At 59.0% G+C, this 17083-nt stretch carries 20 protein-coding genes and 1 pseudogene; 10 read left to right on the forward strand and 11 right to left on the reverse strand.

Annotated elements, in window-relative coordinates; genetic code table 11:
* Positions 1 to 4: 4 nt before the first annotated feature.
* A pseudogene (gene ligD, locus FHP24_RS01235) lies at positions 5 to 364 on the forward strand (non-homologous end-joining DNA ligase LigD); the annotation flags it as partial.
* Positions 365 to 376: 12 nt separating this feature from the next.
* Here ligD and FHP24_RS01240 read toward each other — a convergent pair.
* From FHP24_RS01240 to FHP24_RS01255, 4 genes are all read right to left on the reverse strand, one after another.
* Positions 377 to 655 carry a hypothetical protein gene (locus tag FHP24_RS01240; protein ID WP_139671761.1) on the reverse strand — a complete coding sequence of 93 codons (279 nt, stop codon included), beginning with the start codon at positions 653 to 655 and terminating at the stop codon, positions 377 to 379.
* 10 nt (positions 656 to 665) lie between these two features.
* Positions 666 to 965 (reverse strand): DUF982 domain-containing protein, encoded by a 300-nt coding sequence (locus FHP24_RS01245; RefSeq protein WP_139671764.1) that lies wholly within the window; start codon positions 963 to 965, stop codon positions 666 to 668.
* A 73-nt stretch (positions 966 to 1038) separates the two neighbouring features.
* Positions 1039 to 1512 carry an Hsp20 family protein gene (locus FHP24_RS01250; RefSeq protein WP_139671766.1) on the reverse strand — a complete coding sequence of 158 codons (474 nt, stop codon included), beginning with the start codon at positions 1510 to 1512 and terminating at the stop codon, positions 1039 to 1041.
* 151 nt (positions 1513 to 1663) lie between these two features.
* A complete protein-coding gene (locus FHP24_RS01255) occupies positions 1664 to 2656 on the reverse strand; it encodes a glycosyl hydrolase 53 family protein (protein ID WP_139671770.1) in 993 nt (330 codons plus the stop codon).
* 145 nt (positions 2657 to 2801) lie between these two features.
* Between FHP24_RS01255 and FHP24_RS01260 the strand changes: the two genes are divergently transcribed.
* On the forward strand, positions 2802 to 3026 hold the full coding sequence (locus tag FHP24_RS01260; RefSeq protein ID WP_139671773.1) for a hypothetical protein: 225 nt from the start codon (positions 2802 to 2804) through the stop codon (positions 3024 to 3026).
* A gap of 316 nt (positions 3027 to 3342) precedes the next feature.
* Here the strand turns inward: FHP24_RS01260 and FHP24_RS01265 are convergent, their stop codons facing one another.
* A complete protein-coding gene (locus FHP24_RS01265; RefSeq protein WP_139671776.1) occupies positions 3343 to 3642 on the reverse strand; it encodes a cold shock domain-containing protein in 300 nt (99 codons plus the stop codon).
* A 218-nt stretch (positions 3643 to 3860) separates the two neighbouring features.
* Between FHP24_RS01265 and FHP24_RS01270 the strand changes: the two genes are divergently transcribed.
* Positions 3861 to 4220 (forward strand): DUF3892 domain-containing protein, encoded by a 360-nt coding sequence (locus FHP24_RS01270; protein ID WP_180355848.1) that lies wholly within the window; start codon positions 3861 to 3863, stop codon positions 4218 to 4220.
* 3 nt (positions 4221 to 4223) lie between these two features.
* A complete protein-coding gene (locus FHP24_RS01275) occupies positions 4224 to 4460 on the forward strand; it encodes a DUF982 domain-containing protein (protein ID WP_139671782.1) in 237 nt (78 codons plus the stop codon).
* Between the two features lie 42 nt (positions 4461 to 4502).
* On the opposite strand, the gene FHP24_RS01280 is transcribed toward FHP24_RS01275, so the two are convergent.
* Both FHP24_RS01280 and FHP24_RS01285 read right to left on the reverse strand, forming a co-directional pair.
* Positions 4503 to 4715, reverse strand: coding sequence for a hypothetical protein (locus FHP24_RS01280; RefSeq protein WP_139671786.1), 213 nt, complete (start codon positions 4713 to 4715; stop codon positions 4503 to 4505).
* Positions 4716 to 4771: 56 nt separating this feature from the next.
* A complete protein-coding gene (locus FHP24_RS01285) occupies positions 4772 to 6964 on the reverse strand; it encodes a putative bifunctional diguanylate cyclase/phosphodiesterase (RefSeq protein ID WP_180355950.1) in 2193 nt (730 codons plus the stop codon).
* 223 nt (positions 6965 to 7187) lie between these two features.
* Here FHP24_RS01285 and FHP24_RS01290 point away from each other — a divergent pair, with 223 nt between their 5' ends.
* Complete coding sequence (locus FHP24_RS01290; RefSeq protein WP_180355849.1) at positions 7188 to 9278, forward strand: putative bifunctional diguanylate cyclase/phosphodiesterase; 2091 nt, start codon at positions 7188 to 7190, stop codon at positions 9276 to 9278.
* A gap of 9 nt (positions 9279 to 9287) precedes the next feature.
* On the opposite strand, the gene FHP24_RS01295 is transcribed toward FHP24_RS01290, so the two are convergent.
* The 3 genes from FHP24_RS01295 to FHP24_RS01305 all read right to left on the reverse strand — a co-directional run bounded on the left by FHP24_RS01295 (position 9288) and on the right by FHP24_RS01305 (position 12623).
* Positions 9288 to 10256, reverse strand: coding sequence for a GGDEF domain-containing protein (locus FHP24_RS01295; RefSeq protein WP_139671793.1), 969 nt, complete (start codon positions 10254 to 10256; stop codon positions 9288 to 9290).
* 226 nt (positions 10257 to 10482) lie between these two features.
* Positions 10483 to 11523, reverse strand: a complete 1041-nt coding sequence (locus FHP24_RS01300; protein WP_139671795.1) for a sensor histidine kinase — start codon at positions 11521 to 11523, stop codon at positions 10483 to 10485.
* Positions 11524 to 11615: 92 nt separating this feature from the next.
* Positions 11616 to 12623, reverse strand: coding sequence for a sensor histidine kinase (locus FHP24_RS01305; RefSeq protein WP_139671798.1), 1008 nt, complete (start codon positions 12621 to 12623; stop codon positions 11616 to 11618).
* A gap of 474 nt (positions 12624 to 13097) precedes the next feature.
* Between FHP24_RS01305 and FHP24_RS01310 the strand changes: the two genes are divergently transcribed.
* From FHP24_RS01310 to FHP24_RS01320, 3 genes are all read left to right on the forward strand, one after another.
* The gene (locus tag FHP24_RS01310; RefSeq protein WP_139671800.1) at positions 13098 to 13340 is read left to right on the forward strand and encodes a hypothetical protein; all 243 of its coding nucleotides are present in this window, start codon (positions 13098 to 13100) and stop codon (positions 13338 to 13340) included.
* 88 nt (positions 13341 to 13428) lie between these two features.
* A complete protein-coding gene (locus FHP24_RS01315) occupies positions 13429 to 13758 on the forward strand; it encodes a hypothetical protein (RefSeq protein WP_139671803.1) in 330 nt (109 codons plus the stop codon).
* Between the two features lie 37 nt (positions 13759 to 13795).
* Positions 13796 to 15106: an NRAMP family divalent metal transporter gene (locus tag FHP24_RS01320; protein ID WP_394344582.1), complete on the forward strand. Its 1311-nt coding sequence runs from the start codon at positions 13796 to 13798 to the stop codon at positions 15104 to 15106.
* 63 nt (positions 15107 to 15169) lie between these two features.
* On the opposite strand, the gene FHP24_RS01325 is transcribed toward FHP24_RS01320, so the two are convergent.
* Complete coding sequence (locus tag FHP24_RS01325) at positions 15170 to 15679, reverse strand: response regulator (protein WP_139671806.1); 510 nt, start codon at positions 15677 to 15679, stop codon at positions 15170 to 15172.
* 82 nt (positions 15680 to 15761) lie between these two features.
* Between FHP24_RS01325 and FHP24_RS01330 the strand changes: the two genes are divergently transcribed.
* Together FHP24_RS01330 and FHP24_RS01335 are read left to right on the forward strand one after the other, a co-directional pair.
* A complete protein-coding gene (locus FHP24_RS01330; RefSeq protein ID WP_246091561.1) occupies positions 15762 to 16130 on the forward strand; it encodes a YsnF/AvaK domain-containing protein in 369 nt (122 codons plus the stop codon).
* Between the two features lie 38 nt (positions 16131 to 16168).
* Positions 16169 to 17023, forward strand: coding sequence for a YsnF/AvaK domain-containing protein (locus FHP24_RS01335; RefSeq protein ID WP_139671812.1), 855 nt, complete (start codon positions 16169 to 16171; stop codon positions 17021 to 17023).
* Positions 17024 to 17083 lie beyond the last annotated feature (60 nt).

Below are 17083 nucleotides of genomic sequence, written 5' to 3' on the forward strand. Positions count from 1 at the left end.
ACGGGAAGCCAAGAGTTTTACGCGCGACGTCTGCCTCAAGATGGCGCGGGAGAACTCTGAGCTCTACCTGATCAAGATGGCGAAGAACCAGCGCAACGGCCGCATCTTTCTTGACTACCTGCGCAACGATCGCATGGCCACAGCGGTCGCGCCGTTGTCGCCACGCGCCCGGCCCGGCGCCACCGTTTCAATGCCGCTGACGTGGACACAGATGAAGTCGGATCTCGGTCCGAAACGGGTTACCATCCGCACCGTGCCGGCGCTCCTTGAGAAGTCGAGCGCCTGGCATGACTATTGCGACGGCCAACGGTCGCTCGAACAGGCGATCAAGCTGCTGGCCAGGTCGATCAAGCAGGCAGCCTGACCACGCGATCCGTCAGATGCCATAGCGCCGATCAAGCTCTTTGAGTGCAGACTGCACCTCGTCGATCGGCACTGGTTCTGGCGTTCCCGGCACCTGCCGCAGCGCCGGCTTTGAGTCGACTGCGTAAAAGTCCGACGCCCAAGCCGCGAGGATCGCCCGCTTGTCATCAACGGAGATAGACGGCGCTCTCACCACATCGATTGGCCTAAGAAGTCGCATTCCCTGAACCAGGGCAGTTGGGCCCATCGCCATAGCGTTGGTGGCCGCCTGCTGCAAAGTGCTGTGCACCATCTCCTCTACCTCACTGCACGTGCGGGTCTCTATCGCGGCGAAGGCTTGAGGCGGCGATCACATTCGGTTCGGGCGCCAGCAAATCATGTTTTTCCGCGAAGGCCGCGAACAGGCCACGCGCGGTCTCCGCTTCAATTTCACCTCGGAGCGCGGCGCTGCACGCCTTGAGCGCAACCGAGTGTGCGCTATCCCGTAGCGAGGCCGGCCACTCAGTGAGGCGTCGGTAGGCGTCCATCACGCTGCCTACCTCCGCCGGAAAGCCAAGGCCGACAAGTATGGAAACAGGTTGTCTGAACCTATCGGGTTTCATGTCTCTCTCCTTCCCAACCCGGAATGTTTACGGGCGCCGTAGCCACGGCGCCCATACTAAGCGACAAAGTGGATTAAGCCGCCTTCTGCGCTTCGATCTGCGCAGGAGCAGCCGACGGTAGCGCGGGGGCGCTTTCGATGGTGATTTTGCGCGGCTTAAGCGCTTCAGGGATCTCGCGAACCAGATCGATCGACAACAGACCATTGCTCAGATCCGCCCCGTTCACCCTGACATGATCGGCGAGTTCGAACCGGTGTTCGAACGGCCGGCCGGCAATGCCGCGATGCAGGTAACCTTCGTTTGCTGTCTCCTGCTTCTTGCCGGTCACGGTCAGAAGATTGGATTGGAAGGTGATGTCGACATCGGCCTGCTCGAAGCCTGCGACGGCAACCGAGATCCTATAGCTGTCATCGCCGGTCTTGACGATGTCATACGGCGGCCAGTCACTGATCAAGCGGGCGCGCTGGGCGTTTTCCAGAAGATTGGAGACCCGGTCGAACCCGACGCTCGAACGGAATAGCGGTGCGTAGTCGTAAGATGTTGCCATAGCCATATCCTCCTTGAAGCAACATGGGTACGGAAGCGCCGAAAGACGGCGCTCCCAGCAAGGCCAGCCCTGTCTCAGCGGCTGGCGTCAATCGATTTGGTTTTTGAAGTTTTCGAATTCAAGAGATGAGAATGAAAAATTTGGAGATCTGTTAAGCAGCGACCACAGCTACACGAGATCCATGATTTCGGCCACGAAACATCGAATGACCGGCCATCGCGGTCAGTTCCGCTGACAGAGCTTCGTCAAGACTGAGATCGGCACGAATGAGACCGTGGCTCCAGCGGTTGCGAGACCGGGGCGCATGCCAGGGCGGGCAATCGACGATCGGATACCAGCACACCCCGGCGATGATCGCTCCGCGTTGTCTGGCGATGTCGGCTTCATCCAGCACATGGCGCAGCCACGATCCTTTGTTAAGGCCGGGATAGCGGCGGTGATGAACGGGATGGCCGTCATGCCAGCTCGTCTCCGAGACCATGATTGGCTTGCCGTAACGGCGCCAGGTCTTGATCAGCACTTTCGACAAGCTGGTTCTTGCCGTATGCGGATAATAGTTCACGCCGACGATATCGACGTCCACGGCCGCCACGATCGCATCGGTCGCCTCGTATTGCCGTTCGCCGATGCCGGTGATCGGATCGTTGGTGAGGATGCCGACGGCAGGATGATTATCGCGTGCGACGCGCGCCATGGTGATCGCCATGTCGATAGACTGATGGCGCGGCATTCCGGCCAGCATGGGATACAGCGACGGCTCATTAACCGGACACAGCCACAAACGCTCCGTGCCGTTGATGGCCATGGCAGCCGAGGCGGCGATACGCGCACATCTGACCGGATCGACGTTCCGGTGATAGTGAGACAGATCCCACATGCCCCTGACACCAGCATCTCTCGCCGCCTTCAGCCGCTCGACCGCATGGTGACCCGGAACCAGGCCATCCCGTATCGTTGTGACGCCGTGGGCTCGGACGATATCGAAATGTTCCCGCATGCGCTGCTCGGGAGTGTGTTTCGTCGTCGCCAGGAGGTCATGGCGCCCGCCGTGGACCAGCCCGCACTCGAAACCGGCAATGACTCCACCGAAATCGGGTGGGTCGAGGCTTTCGAAGGGAATATTGAACTGATTCTCGTGTTTCATCGGGGGACTTTAGCAAATTGTCTAAGCTTGGAAGCAAGCTCCAAATAGACGATTGCTCACCGTTCGAAATCGTGCTGCACTGCAGCTGACCTATTATCGCTTTCGATGCTTTTGAGTTGTGCCCCTTCAGGTCAAGGAGGTGACAATGCTAAATACTGGTGACCCAGGCTATAGCAGCAAGCGTGAAGACGACGGAAGCTGGAGCATTATCGATCGTGAAACAGGGACGGTGGCCGACATTGGCGGCTGCGTCCTCAGAAGACTTGACGCTGGTATGGCGGCCGGGCTTGTCGAGGATTTAAATAAAGCCCACGCGCTCCGAAGAGGTCAGCACATCGCAGTTCATAAGGACGGTCATGGCCGAGATTGAGCACGATCATTTCTTTACCTGCTCCAGCCGTAACGCTCTCAGCCGTGCGGTCTTTTCGTCACGGGCAGTCTTTTGCAAGGCAATCGTCATCGCGGCGGCTTCGTCCGTCTCTTTGGCGCGATCTTCTTTGTTTCTACGCGGCGACCGCGGTTTTTGCGGTTGTTTCATAGTCAGTGAATTGGAGCAAGCTGCAGCGGCGTCAATGCCCGTTCACGTTCCGACGCAGCGAACGCGGCGACGACCTGAGACCCCCATAAATCGGCACCAAAGCGATTGCGCTTAAGACGGGCTTCTGCACTGGCGCCGCGTGCGGTCATTATCGCCTTCGAAGGCCCCATTCCTTCTCGAACTCCGTTTCTAAATCCGAGCCCACGCCACCGGCGTTTGGCCGCTGTTGTTTCGCAACGGGTTTTGGAGCCAGGGAGAGCCCTTCTGCAAAGGACTTTCCGTTGCGCGATCCGATAGGATACTTAAGGGACGTGCCGGCTTCCAGGGTGGGCAGATTTGCTTCCTGAACCTTTGTCAGATGCAGGAAGAGATCCGGAGCCCCGTCGTCCGGCGTAATGAAGCCGTAGCCCTTGCTGACGCTGAACCATTTCACCTTGCCGACGGGCATTCAATTTCCTTTCGTATGCATGTCACGACTTTGCCAGTGGCATCACCCTTAGGCAACGTCAGCGGCACTGGTTTCTGCTTGCCCTATCAGGGACGTGAACAAACAACAGTGGCAAAACGTTATCGGCCAAACAAAAAACGTCGCCCCAACCGCGAATGGCTCTGCGCGATACCTGGAGACCCTCTCTGAAGAGGTCTCATGGCAGTTGGTGGAGGGCAATGAGCTACAGGCTGCGTATTCAATGCGTGCAGAAGGCTGCGGGTCTCGATGAGTGTGAGCAGATCACTCATGTTGGGGGTGCCGGTTCCGCCCGGTGGAGGCTCTCGGTCAAGGACGTGATCCGCCAGATCCGGGATGGCGAACGCGAGTTTTTTGTCAAGCGGCCGATTGGCGACGAAGTCGACGTCGTTGTCGCCGTCAGCCCTTCTGGCAAAACATATCTCATGACCCTGGCAGATCTCGACACTCCGGATACCCTTTTGAAGCTTCCGCCTTGCAGGCCGGACGAGGGCAGTTCCACGGCTTATGGAACAATTATTCGTGAGCCGGGTTGTCCAGACGACTTCTCTGGAGGATAGACGATGAGCGATCGTTGGGAGCAGGAAGTGACCGTCGAACTTGATGGTGAGGTGCGGTTGATCGCAAGCACAATGGATGCCGCTGATTGTCTGTTTACCTGTATGGCCGATAGGCAGGGATCTGAATACGATAAGGCGATGCAAAGTTTTGCCGACGTCTTTGATGGGCGTGAACCACCGGAAACCGCACGCAATGCATTCCTCCAGGTTATAGATTGCGCGGGTAATCGTCCGTCCTAACGGATACCAAGGTATGCCCTCCCCTCGGACGGGCCGGCCGCCTCAGCGCTCTTCAACGATATTGTCGACGACCAGCCTCAGCGTCGCCTTGTCCCGGCGACCTTTCTGCATCTGTTGAACGAGGATGAGCGCCAAAGCCTCGGCGTCTTCGCTGGTTTTTGGGATACGATGACCATCACAAGCCTCCTCGAAGATCTCGCGAAGCAGGGCGATATCGTCCGAAAGAAGCGTGTCTCTGACGCGTGGTGCCGACATAGGTATCTCCAACGCAACAGGGTACGATCCGGTGTAGTTCGTTGTTCGAGCTCTGATTAAGTGTCGGAGCTTGCCTTGACCTTGTCTTCGGACAGAAAGTGCGCCTCGAACTCGCCTGCCGGCATAGGTTTGCCAAACAGGTAGCCCTGCACCTCGGCACAGTCTTCTGTCTTGAGGAAATCCAACTGCTCTTCCGTCTCGACCCCTTCGGCAATCACCTCCATGCCGAAACTGCGGCCGAGATAGATTACCGCTTTGACCACAGCCGCATCTTCCGGATCGGTTGTTACATCCCGAATGAAACTGCGATCTATTTTGAGACGCGTGACGGGATAGCGCTTGAGGAGGCTGAGCGAGGCGAAACCCGTGCCGTAATCGTCGAAGGCCAGTCCGACGCCGAGGGACCTGAGCTCCTGCAGAAGTCGCAGGGTACTGTCGTCGTTCCGCAACAGGATGTTTTCGACGATTTCGAGCTCCAGCGATGCCGCGGACAGACCGGTATCCGCCAACGCCTTTTCGACGACGTGAGTAAGCTGGCCGGTACGGAACTGCGCCTCAAACAGGTTGACGCCAATGCGGAAGTTCGGGATTGAACGCTGCCAGCCTGCCGCCTGCGCGCAAGCCGTTCGCAAGATCCATTCGCCAATCTCGGGCGCCGACGGCTTCTGGCTGAGCACGTCGATGAACGAGACGGGGCTCAGAAGACCGCGTGTCGGGTGATTCCAACGGATCAGCGCTTCGGCGCCGCTGATCGCGCCAGTCTCAGTGTGAAGCTGCGGCTGATAATAGAGCTCGAACTCACCGTGTTCGAAGGCCTGGCGCAGTTCAAGCTCGAATGCCCGACGGGCGATGGCGACTTCCCGGAACGCTGGCTCGAACATCTCCGATCGTCCCCTGCCCGCGGCCTTTGCCTTGTAGAGCGCAAGATCTGCAGACCCAAGCAGTTCGTCATCCCGCTGGCTGTGATCCGGGGTAAGGGCGATACCGACGCTGACGCCGATCTCGATCCTCTGACCGGCAAACTCGTACGACGCGCCAATTGCCTCTATCAGCCGGTCAGCCGTGTCCCTCGCCGTCTGCGGGTGATTGCCGGGCAGCAGAGCGACGAACTCGTCACCACCAAGCCGGGCCACCATGATCGCATCCGGACACCCGGCTTTGAGCCGCGCGCCAGCCTCACGCAGCACGGCGTCGCCGGCATTGTGACCGAGCGTGTCGTTGACCTCCTTGAAGCGGTCGAGATCGAGCAGCAGCAGCGACGCCGGCGTGCCAGCGGCCAGTGTCTCCCTCAAGCGGTCGCGCCATGCTGCCCGGTTGGGCAGATCGGTGAGCGGATCGAGGCAGGCCAGCCGGAACAGCCTTTCCTCGTTGTGCTTTCGCTCGGTGATGTCGCGGACAATGATGCCGACGCTGTTGGTGTTGCCCTCCCGCCAGGTCGACAGCGACAGCTCGGACGGAAACTCGCTGCCATCCTTGCGCAGACCCGACAGTTCGATCACCCCGTCTTCTAACGCGAGGTGCTCACCGTTGCGCAACCGCTGCAGCTCGCTTTGATAAATAGGCTGCAAACTGACAGGCACGATGATCTGGACATTGCGGTTCGCCGCCTCTTGCGCGGAGTAGCCGAACAGCTTTTCCGCGGCCCGGTTCCAGAAGGTGATTTCCTCGCGGTCGTTGTAGCAGATGATCGCGTCAGGTGAGGTCGAGGCGATGTTCTCGAACCGGGTCTGACTGACGTCCCGCGCAATCTCAAGCCGCCGCATCTCCATTCGGTCCATCACCAACGCGGCAATGTCGGACAGGTTTTTTCGATCCTCGGCAGAGAACGTCTGGTGCGGTTGCGAGTCGATCAGGCAGACCGTGCCGATCTTTTCCCCCGTCGGCGTGACCAGAGGCTTGCCGGCATAGAAACGGATGAAGGGCGTGCCAAGCACCAACGGGTTCTTTGCAAACCGCTCATCCTTCAATGCGTCCGGAATAAGCAGGATGTCGTCCTGCATGATCGCATGGGCGCAGAAGGAAATCTCCCGGCTGGTCTCACAGGGGTCGAAGCCGACCCTCGCCTTGAAGAATTGCCGGTCGCTGCCGATCAAGGAGATCAGTACTGTCGGGACCTTGAACAGCCGCGCTGCCAACTCCGCCAGCCGATCGAACTCCTCCTCCGGCGGCGTGTCCATCAAATGGAAATCCGCCAGCGCCGAAATCCGGGCGTCTTCATTCGCTGGAAGCGGGAACGGGCTTATCGTCATGCTCACACAGTATCAGAAAAGTCTTAACTAAGCTTTTCCTCCACCGGGCTCAGGGGGAACTGTCGGCCAGCTTCGCAGTGCTGTGGCAACCTACACTTCTTTGACAATTGTCAGATTTATGCGGTTTCTTAACTTTCTGAAACTAGGACCAAAACGGGGAAGATTATGGGGTCCTGGGATGCTGTGGCGGGAGCGCTATTCATTTCGATTTCGAGCCGCGGTCGTGCTTCTTTTGCCACTTCTGGCCGTCGGTATTATCTCTGGCCTTTTATGGTGGGCTGCAGAAAAAACCGATCGCATTGCAGCCAGCCGGCAGGAGCAGTTCATCGACTTCGCGGTCAGCCAGTTGCGGATCCAGGTGGCGCATAGCCAGGAGAGCTCGACCGTCTGGGATGACGCTGTCCACGCCGTGGAAGATCCGCCGAGGCTGGAGTGGATCGACGCCAATCTCGGATCCTGGATGCATCGCTACTTTCGTCTCGATGCGTTGTTCGTCTTGAAGCCCGATCGGACACCCATCTATGCTTTTGACGATGGCGCGATCCGCGAACCTACCCGGTTCGACCGCGTCGCGGATGCGGCCCGGCCACTGCTCGATCGCTTGCAGGACCGCCTGCGTCGCAACGACACCGAGGGCATCAGCGACGAGATGCTGTCGATCGGCGAGAGCGATTTCGCGATGGTGGAAGGCCACCCCTCCGTCGTCAGCGTCAAGCCTGTTATGTCCGATACCGGCGCAGTGACACCGAAGCCTGGCACCGAAGCGCTGCATATTGCCGTGCGCCATCTCGACAGCGATTTCCTCGAAATGCTGGAAGCAAAATATCTGCTTGAAGATGTCCAGTTTCAACGCAACGAGCTCAAGGGATATTCCTCTTCTCCACTGGCATCCGAGGATGGGAAGATTATTGGCTATCTCGTCTGGAAGCCATTTCGGCCGGGGTTTGCAGTTTTCCGTCAAGTCATACCGAGCCTGATCGTCTGTGGTGTGATGTTCATGGCAATCCTGTTGGTTCTGATGAACGTGCTCGAAGGCCGATCTGTTCGCCTTGACGTAAGCGAACAGGCGCTGTCGTTTGCGCGATCGCACGATCCGGTCACCGGCCTTCCAAACCGCTCGCAGATGGAGATAGCGCTTGCGGCGCGGAATGATGATTATGACGTCCTCTACGTGGATATCGACGACTTCAAATCCGTTACCGATGCGTTGAGCCTTCGACAGTCGGAAGCGATCCTGATGGAGACGGGGCGCCGCCTCGCTCGGCTCGGCGAGATTTATCACCTGGACAGCGATCGGTTCATTCTGATTGTGACCCCACAACCGGAGGCCGCCGTTCTGGGTCTCTGCGAACGGATACTGGCCAAAATCCGGCAGCCTTTCCACCTCGACAGCGACATGATAGCGCTCAGCGCCAGCATTGGCGTCGCGACAGCTCCTAAGGGCCTGGCGTCGCCGGAAGAGACAATCCGGCGCGCTGACATCGCGCTTTACCATGCAAAGGCGGCCGGCAAAGGCCGTTATGCGATCTTCGGTGAGCACATGGAGGCACTTCTTCAAGAGCGGCGTTTGCTTGAGACGGATCTTCGATCAGCACTTAACGTAGGCGACCAGTTTCTGGTGCTTTATCAACCGGTCTTCGCCATCGACGGCGTGACGATCGTCGGGGTAGAGGCTCTGGTTCGCTGGAGGCATCCTGAAAAGGGTATGATCGCTCCCGACCGGTTCATCCCGATCGCTGAAGAAACAGGGGAGATAACCCGGCTTGGAGAGATCGTCCTTGAGCAAGCATGTCTGGCCGCGCTGCTATGGGACGGCCTGGTCTTGTCGGTCAACGCATCGGCGATCGAACTTTCCGGCCCGGAATACGCCTCGATGGTTCAGCAAACCCTGAAACGAACATGTTTCCCGGCCGAGCGGCTGGAAATCGAGTTGACCGAGACAGCCCTGATGAAATCAGACGATGCGCTGATGACAAACGTCAACGCCCTGCGAGCGATGGGCGTCAGAATAGCTCTCGACGACTTCGGGATCGGCTATTCATCGCTGGCCCGCCTGCAGAAACTGCCTGTCGACCGTTTGAAGATCGACAAGCTGTTCGTCGATGACCTCGGTGCGGACTCGGCGGCAGAGGAATTTCTGGCAACGATCATTAAGCTTGCACGATCGAAAGGACTGTCGACGACAGCGGAGGGCATGGAAAGAGCAGAGCAACTCGACGTCTTGCGGCGTCTTGGCTGCGACTGCCTTCAGGGCTATCTGCTCGGCAAGCCCATGCCTGCCGACGCCATTGGCCAGTTGATCTCAGACAACTGAGGCTGACAATCAGCTGGCTTGCGCTAGCGCCGGGAAAGGATCTTGTTCCGGAGCCCACTGCTCGAACGCGACAGGCGTTTCGGATGATTGACCAAGCGTCAGACGGTAGCTGTTTTTTCCCGCGTGCTTGGCCCTGTACATTTCCTGATCGGCATCGGCTATCCACGCTTCCGCCGGGCGTCGATCCTGTCCAGACACAACAGTTACGCCCATGCTACAGCTTAGGGGATGCGGGGCGTGCGCCAGAATAAGCGACAAACGGTGATGCATAACGCGAGCAATGTCGTCGGTGCTGGCGTTGTCCGGAACTACACAGGCGATGATAAACTCATCACCACCGACCCTTCCCAAAAGATAAGGCTCCGAGAAGGCCTTCCCCAGCTCCTCGGAAAACGCCTTCAACACAGCATCTCCTTCTGCATGGCCATGGCGATCATTGATAGCCTTAAAACCGTCGAGGTCGATATATGAGACTAAAATGGACCCTTTGCGAGCGTCTGCACCACGGCGGAGATTCGATATCTCATCGACGATCGCGCCCTTGTTCAGGAAGCCGGTCATCATGTCATGGCGTGCGAGAAAGGCGTAGCGGTCATGGGATCGTCTCAGCGCCATCAGCACAGCGGCGTTCAGTCCGAACGAGAACAGGCGTCCGAGGTGATTGTTGATCGCCTGCCAGACCTCCGGATCGGGATGAAACAGTGGATAGCGTAGCGCTGACAGCAAGGCGACAACGACCGTGAAGGCGACTGCCTGCCTCGGCCTCAAGCTCCAGCAGGCAATCGAAATCGGAAGTATGTACAGGGCCGACAGTGAAAGGCGGGGCTGGTAAGTGGCAAAATCCAGAGCAACGACCACAACCGTCGTCGAAATGAGGATCGCCCAGACTTGCGCAGCCGCCCGAGAGATCAGCCAGTCGCCGAACGCCTCGCCGACGCCAACCCAGGACGTCGGATATCCTTTGGCCGAATTGCTCAATGTCACCCCCTGTCATCCAAAGTGCCGATGTTCAGCACTGGCGCCACAGATATGCGCGCCCATTCGGATCTCAATCCCGGGTTCAAATTCTGCATGGGCAAACGTTAATACCGCGGGCGGAAGATCATTTGAAGTTTAACGAAACGACAGTTGATCGCAGAAGACACCTGCTACCGGTGGTCCAGCACACTCGTAGACGACCCGATGCTAACGTGATGCAATGCCTTCAGCCAGCCTCTGTGTCTCCAGCTGTTTGTTCATTATCTTGAAGCTTTGAAAGGGGCGCTCGTAATTCCATCACCAGCCCCGAAGGATTGTAGTCGAGCGATACGGTGCCGTAGCCTTGCAGGCTCGACAAAACCAGCTTCGATCCAAATCCCTTGCGCGTCGGTGACTGTACCTCAGGTCCTCCGCTTTCTCGCCATGAGAACGCCAGTGTCTGTCGTCCGTCGAGATCGGTCACGGACCATGTGACGACGACCTGCCCGTCCGTGCCGGAAAGCGCACCGTACTTGGTGGCATTGGTGCCGAGTTCGTGCAAAACCAGCGAGAGCGAGAGTGCCGCCTGCGGCCCAAGCTGAACCGGCGAGCCGTCGAACCGGAAACGAGGGCTTCCATCCAGTCCAAGACTGACGGCCGCCGCTTCGACGATCGCAGCGACCGTAGTGCTGGACCAGTTCTCGTGCAGCAAGATGTCGTGGGCTCTGGCATAGGCGGCGATGCGCGATTGCAGAACCGACCCTGCTTCCTCCACCGTGTCCGCACTGCGAAGCGATTGGGTGATGATTGACTGGACCACAGCGAGAGAATTCTTGAGGCGGTGATTGAGTTCGTGCATCAGTAGCTTCTGCTGCTCGATGGCCTGACGTTCCTGGGTGCGATCGCGCAGGATTTTTAAAAATCCTTCGGCCGAGCCCGTCTCCGATCGCAGCACCATCATTTCGCCGGAAGCCCAGAACCGGGAACCGTCCTTGCGCAGGTGCCAGCGTTCATCGGCGCCGCGGCCGTGCTCGAGCGCCGACTGCATTTCCGCCTGCGGAATGCCGGCCTGCCGGTCTTCCGGCGTGAAGAAGATGGCAGCCGGTTTGCCGAGCATCTCCTCCTCGCTCCACCCGAGGATCCGCGATGCGCCCTCGTTCCAGATCGTCACCAGCCCATCGAGGTCCGTCGAGACGATGGCGTAGTCGATTGCGCTATGAAGAACCGCCTCCAGGAAGCGCTCACGCGCCGATGCCTTTTTGCCGTTTCGCTCGATAGGTTGATCCATTATCCTCGCCCGAATCCCGTCTTGCGTCCTCGCGCTCTACCATAGGGTAATACGGGTAAAATCAAGGCGTCAAAGGCTTTGTAAGCAATAGCTTAACAAGATTGCGCGAGGAGGGAATCTGGCAACCCCACCTGAACGCGAGCCAGTGGCGCGGTGAGTGTCCAGACGACCCTACCTCCGGCAAAACTCCATGCGGCCTGACCCGAGAGCGCCGATGGCACGAGCCGGCAGAGAACCAGCGCGCCGAACCCTTCGTCCTGCGCCAGCAGTTCGGCATATTGGACGGCAGGCTCAGACCAAGTCAGCTCGAATTCGCCGGTCTCCGCGCTGTCTCCTTGGCTGATCTTCCACGTCACCGATATGCCGTCGCCGTCTTCCGTGCCGAAGCGCATCGCGTTCATGATCAGTTCGTGAAGCGCCATGCCGATGTTGAGCACGGCATTGGCGTCGAGGGCGATGTCCGGCCCCACCGCCTTGACCGTCTGAACGGCCTCGAAGGGCTTGAGCTGGTGGGCGACCAGGTCGGCCATGCTGACCCCGGCCCAGTCGACCTGTGAGAGCAGATCGTGGGAATGAGAGAGCGCCATGATGCGTTCGCGGATCCGTTTCTCGAAGTCCTCGATCGACGCGGAGCGCGTGGCCGTCTGGCGGATGACAGCAAGTACTACCGCATACTGGTTCTTGACCCGGTGATTGATCTCGCGCATCAGCAGGCGAAGTCGCCGCTCGCTTTCTCGCGTCTGTGTCACATCCCGGGCGATGCTCGATGCGCCCACCAGTTCCCCTGCCCGGCTCTTGATCGGCGAGATGGTGATCGAGATCGGAACCAATCGGCCATCGCGGTGGCGGCGGGTAGTTTCGAAAGTCTCGATCCGCTCGCCGAGCGTCAGACGACGTAAAATCTCCGCTTCCTCGTCTCGCTTATCGTCGGGAACGATCAGGTAGATGGGCTGGCCGACCGCTTCCGTCTCGGTATAGCCGAACATCCGTTCGGCGGCTTTATTCCAGCTGACGATCCTGCCGGACAAGTCCTTGCTGATGATCGCGTCGAAGGAGGATTCAACGATGGCCGCAAGGCGTTCTTCGGTATGTTTTTTCATGTCCGACGATTTGGCTGTGAGGCTGCTGGCAAGAGATTTAGGCGGAAGTTTCCGAGGTCAAGTCGGAAAACGCAATCATCACGCTGCAACCGAAGCGGCGACTGTGACCCGACACCTTCCGGGCGAGTACAGCCGTGTGAAGGACGGGACATTCAACTTCTGATTCCTGGCGCGGTAATCCTCTCAGCAGCATAAACCCTTTGGAGCCCGTACCCCCGGCTGGAAACAGCCGCGGGCTCCATTTCGACCTCCGAACGGGCGCGCGTATATTAGAGTGACCGCCGAACCGTTACCATGGGCGATTCGATGAGGGCATTGACTGCAGCAATTGCCAAGCCAAGCCTGCGCGGCAGGCCAGCCGGATAACACCGCATGAAGTTGAATCCCGCACCAAGACCGATCCTCGGTGGAAGCGCGTATGACACAAGCGTGTCATACGGATGCGATAGCGAGTTTCCGAACAGGTTGGAACGAATGACCCGCACTTCGGAATCGGACATTGAAGAGATCGCCCGGACCATTTCCGGTCTCGCGGGCCCCGGCATGCGGCCGAAGCAACTGGTCGAGGCTGTCCGGAAAAAACATCCCGACGCGACGAAAAAAGAGATTTCTCGCGCAGCGTTCTATGCGGTGATCCTTGCCGCCGAGAAAGAGCCCGTTCGCGCTGAAGGGCTGCACGAATTGGCAAGTGTCACCCGCAACGAACTCGACGACTAAAAGTCCCCCATCTCGCGAAACAGTCCAACCCGCTGGAACTTCGGAGCTTTCCGGAAGTTGATCTGCGCCAGCAAAGGGAGCAGCGCCAATGGCCGAAGGTTCTAAATCCCCAGCAGTCCAAGCGCTAGAAATCGAACAGGCAAAACAACGCGAGCAAGAGGGCAAGGGCGATCTCGACAAAGCCCTTGAAGATACCTTCCCTGCATCAGATCCGGTTTCCCAGACCTTCACGGCGATCCCGTCTGGCCGAACCGATCCAGCCGAAGCGCATCGCGTGAGAAACAGTGCTGACGACAACGGCGTCGTTCCGACGTCCTCGGGCTATCCGGACACCATCCGCAGCTGGATTCGCGAGCGGCCATTGACGGCGGTGGCGTTGACCGCGGCGGTCGCATGGATTCTCGGCGCTTCGCGATAAGCGCCAAGATCGATCTCGCCCAAGCCGGACAACCAAATTGACAAGCCCTGTCGAACCACTCTCCCCCGCCTCGCCTTCACAGCAACATTCTTCTTCCCGCCCCAAATCAGGTTCGGTGCTCCGAAAGCTCGGCCCGGGCCTGATCACCGGAGCGGCGGACGACGACCCGAGCGGCATCGCCACCTATTCCCAAGCGGGCGCGCAGTTCGGCTTCAACATGCTGTGGACGATGCTGCTGACCTATCCGCTGATGTCCGCCATCCAGCTCGTCAGCGCCAGGATCGGCCGGGTGACCGGCTGTGGTCTCGGCGTCAACATGGGCGCCATCTGGCCAAAGCCGCTGGTCACCGGCCTGATGCTGCTGCTGTTCGTCGCCAACACCATCAATATCGGCGCCAATCTTGCGGCGATGGGCGCTTCTGTCGAACTCGCCACCAGCGTTCCAAGCTTGCCTATCACCATCTTCTTCGCTGTCTTGTCGCTGACGCTGCAGATGTTCATCCCCTATCAACGCTACGCCAACATCCTCAAATGGCTGACCCTGGTGCTGCTCGCCTATGTCGCAGTCCTGTTCACCGTGAAGATCGACTGGTTGGCTGCGCTTAAAGGTTTTGTCTGGCCGTCGTTTCCGCTGAACGGCGACAGTTTTACGATGATCGTCGCCATTCTGGGCACGACGATCAGTCCATACCTGTTTTTCTGGCAATCCAGCCAGGAGGTCGAAGAGATCGATCGAAAGGACGAAGCCGAACCGCTCAAGGATGCACCGAGGCAAGCGCCGAAAGAGCTGAGCCGGATGCGGCTCGACACATTCGCCGGCATGGCCGTGTCCAATCTGGTGGCCATCGCTATCCTGATGTGTGCGGCGGCGACGCTGCATGCCAGCGGCAAGACGGAGATTGGATCGGCGGCCGACGTCGCCGAAGCGCTAAAGCCGATTGCCGGCAACTTCGCCTTCGTGCTGTTCAGCATAGGCATCGTCGGCACTGGCCTCCTCTCCATTCCGGTGCTTGCGGGCTCTGCGGCTTACGCCTTCGGCGAAAGCCAAGACTGGAAGTGCGGCCTGGAACACAAACCTTGGGAAGCGGTCGGGTTTTACAGCGTCATCGCCGCGGCGACGATCTTCGGGCTGGGGCTGGAGTTCGCGCCGATCGATCCGATCAAGGCATTGTTCTGGAGCGCGGTGATCAACGGCTTCGTCGCCGTGCCAATCATGATCGCCATGATGGTGGTGGTCGGCAGCCGCAAACGCATGAAGGACTTCGTCGCACCGACCTCAATGCTGGTCTTCGGATGGGCAGCGACCGCCGTGATGGGCGTTGCCGCTATCGCGATGCTGGTGTTCTAAATAAACCGCGCGCCTGCGAAGAACAGCCGGAGGAGGTCCACCCGCGGGTTCGGCACACGCTAATCATTGAAACGCGATGAACCGCTGCGGCGCAATACCGCCTCGACCGGCATGATGATCTGTCGCGTATTGAATAGTTTCAACCAGTTCCAGGTCGAACATCGGCTTGGCAATCACGCCCAAGGTCCCCTCGATCCCGCCGCCGAGTTGCTCCGGGTTGCCGGTCATGAAGATGACCGTGACGCCTTGAGCTGCCAGCCGCCTACCGATCTCCGGGCCGGTTGCGCCATCGATCAGATTGACATCGACGAATGCGACTTCAGCCCCTTCGGCGAGGTCGTATGCCTCTTTTGCCGTCGTCGCTGTTCCAATGGCCTCATGCCCGAGCGACGTCACGGCCTCTTCGACCGCGCTGGATAGCAGCCACTGGTCTTCGACAATCAGGATATTCATCATGCGTATCCTACCTTTCTGCGTGCGCTGCAAAATCTCCCTGAGACGAGTTTGTTCCTCGGAAACCTCAACTTTGGTGCGCTCGATGAAAGCGCATAGGGCGGCTTGGAAAATAGCCACCGATCGCGACCACCGGATTGTTTGTCAGGAACAACGCTGGACTCTGCTCGTTCTTTGCCAGTCGCAACGATCTGGAATGCCGATGACGGAACCTTCCGAACAACTCTCGCTCATGGAGGAGCAGCTGGTCGTCGACAAGCGTCCGGTGAGTGATGGCCGGGTGCGGGTCAGCACGCGGACGGAATTCGTCACCGAAGCCGCCGAGGCCCGGCTCGACAGCGAAAATGTCGAGGTCACCCGGGTTGCGATCGGTCGTGAGGTGTCCGAGGCGCCTCAGGTCCGGACCGAAGGTGACGTCACCATCGTGCCGGTCATGGAGGAGGTTCTCGTCATTGAGAAGCGCCTGATGCTGGTCGAGGAAATTCATATCCGCCGCGTGGCGACAAGCGAGGATGTCTCCATCCCCGTCGAACTACGCAAACAACGCGCCACGATCGAGCGCGAAGACTGATCGACCCAATCCATTGAACTCACAGAAGGAGAGAGATCATGACTTACAGCGAAACTACATCGTCCTACGGCGCCTCGTCCTCGAACACGATCACGGCGTTCTTCGAAAATCGCAGCGATGCAGAGGCCGCCGTAGAAAGGCTGGTCGAGGCCGGCATCCCGCGCAACGGTATTCGCCTCGTCGCCGGCAAGGAGTCGAGTGTCTCGACCGACGCGGTCTCCGAAAGCAAGGGCTTTTGGGAAAAGCTGGAAGACTTCTTCTTTCCCGATGAAGACCGGGCGGTTTATTCCGAAGGTCTGCGCCGTGGCGGTTATCTGGTGACGGTCACCGGTGTTACCGCTGCAACCTACGACAAGGCTCTCGATATTCTCGACGACGAAGGCAGTATCGACCTGGAGGAACGGGCCGAGAGCTGGCGTTCGGAAGGCTGGGATCAGAAGAACGTCTACGGCGCTTCCGGCTCTGTTGCCAGCGGTACAACCACGACCAGCGCTTCGACAGTCGCTGACGGCCGGGAAGAAGTGATTCCGGTGGTCGAGGAAGAGCTTCGCGTCGGCAAGCGCGATCTCAATCATGGCCGCGTGCGGGTGCGCTCCTACGTTGTCGAAAATCCGGTGAGCGAACAGGTGTCGCTGCGTGACGAAAACGTCAGCATCGAGCGCCGCACCGTCGATCGTCCATTGACAGGGACGGAAAACGCCTTCGTCGATCGGACGATCGAGGCGGAAGAACATCACGAAGAAGCGGTCGTCTCGAAGGATGCCCGCGTCGTGGAAGAAATCTCGCTGCGCAAGACTGCCGATCAGCGCGAGGAGACGATCCGCGATACCGTCCGCCGCACCGAGGTGGAAGTCGAGGACGACCGCTCGACTGGTGCAATCCGCAAGGAATAGTCTCGGTCGCATCTGATGCAGTCGATCATCGAAAGGCCGGTGGAATAACCATCGGCCTTT

The sequence above is a fragment of the Aliirhizobium smilacinae genome (assembly GCF_006335145.1).
Classification (GTDB): domain Bacteria; phylum Pseudomonadota; class Alphaproteobacteria; order Rhizobiales; family Rhizobiaceae; genus Neorhizobium; species Neorhizobium smilacinae.

Bases quoted from the DNA above. Each gene is read 5' to 3' on its own strand.
- FHP24_RS01240 (WP_139671761.1), bottom strand. From the start codon at position 655: ATGGTGCACAGCACTTTGCAGCAGGCGGCCACCAACGCTATGGCGATG.
- FHP24_RS01245 (WP_139671764.1), bottom strand. From the start codon at position 965: ATGAAACCCGATAGGTTCAGACAACCTGTTTCCATACTTGTCGGCCTT.
- FHP24_RS01250 (WP_139671766.1), bottom strand. From the start codon at position 1,512: ATGGCAACATCTTACGACTACGCACCGCTATTCCGTTCGAGCGTCGGG.
- FHP24_RS01255 (WP_139671770.1), bottom strand. From the start codon at position 2,656: ATGAAACACGAGAATCAGTTCAATATTCCCTTCGAAAGCCTCGACCCA.
- FHP24_RS01260 (WP_139671773.1), top strand. From the start codon at position 2,802: ATGCTAAATACTGGTGACCCAGGCTATAGCAGCAAGCGTGAAGACGAC.
- FHP24_RS01265 (WP_139671776.1), bottom strand. From the start codon at position 3,642: ATGCCCGTCGGCAAGGTGAAATGGTTCAGCGTCAGCAAGGGCTACGGC.
- FHP24_RS01270 (WP_180355848.1), top strand. From the start codon at position 3,861: ATGAGCTACAGGCTGCGTATTCAATGCGTGCAGAAGGCTGCGGGTCTC.
- FHP24_RS01275 (WP_139671782.1), top strand. From the start codon at position 4,224: ATGAGCGATCGTTGGGAGCAGGAAGTGACCGTCGAACTTGATGGTGAG.
- FHP24_RS01280 (WP_139671786.1), bottom strand. From the start codon at position 4,715: ATGTCGGCACCACGCGTCAGAGACACGCTTCTTTCGGACGATATCGCC.
- FHP24_RS01285 (WP_180355950.1), bottom strand. From the start codon at position 6,964: ATGACGATAAGCCCGTTCCCGCTTCCAGCGAATGAAGACGCCCGGATT.
- FHP24_RS01300 (WP_139671795.1), bottom strand. From the start codon at position 11,523: ATGGATCAACCTATCGAGCGAAACGGCAAAAAGGCATCGGCGCGTGAG.
- FHP24_RS01305 (WP_139671798.1), bottom strand. From the start codon at position 12,623: ATGAAAAAACATACCGAAGAACGCCTTGCGGCCATCGTTGAATCCTCC.
- FHP24_RS01310 (WP_139671800.1), top strand. From the start codon at position 13,098: ATGACCCGCACTTCGGAATCGGACATTGAAGAGATCGCCCGGACCATT.
- FHP24_RS01315 (WP_139671803.1), top strand. From the start codon at position 13,429: ATGGCCGAAGGTTCTAAATCCCCAGCAGTCCAAGCGCTAGAAATCGAA.
- FHP24_RS01330 (WP_246091561.1), top strand. From the start codon at position 15,762: ATGACGGAACCTTCCGAACAACTCTCGCTCATGGAGGAGCAGCTGGTC.
- FHP24_RS01335 (WP_139671812.1), top strand. From the start codon at position 16,169: ATGACTTACAGCGAAACTACATCGTCCTACGGCGCCTCGTCCTCGAAC.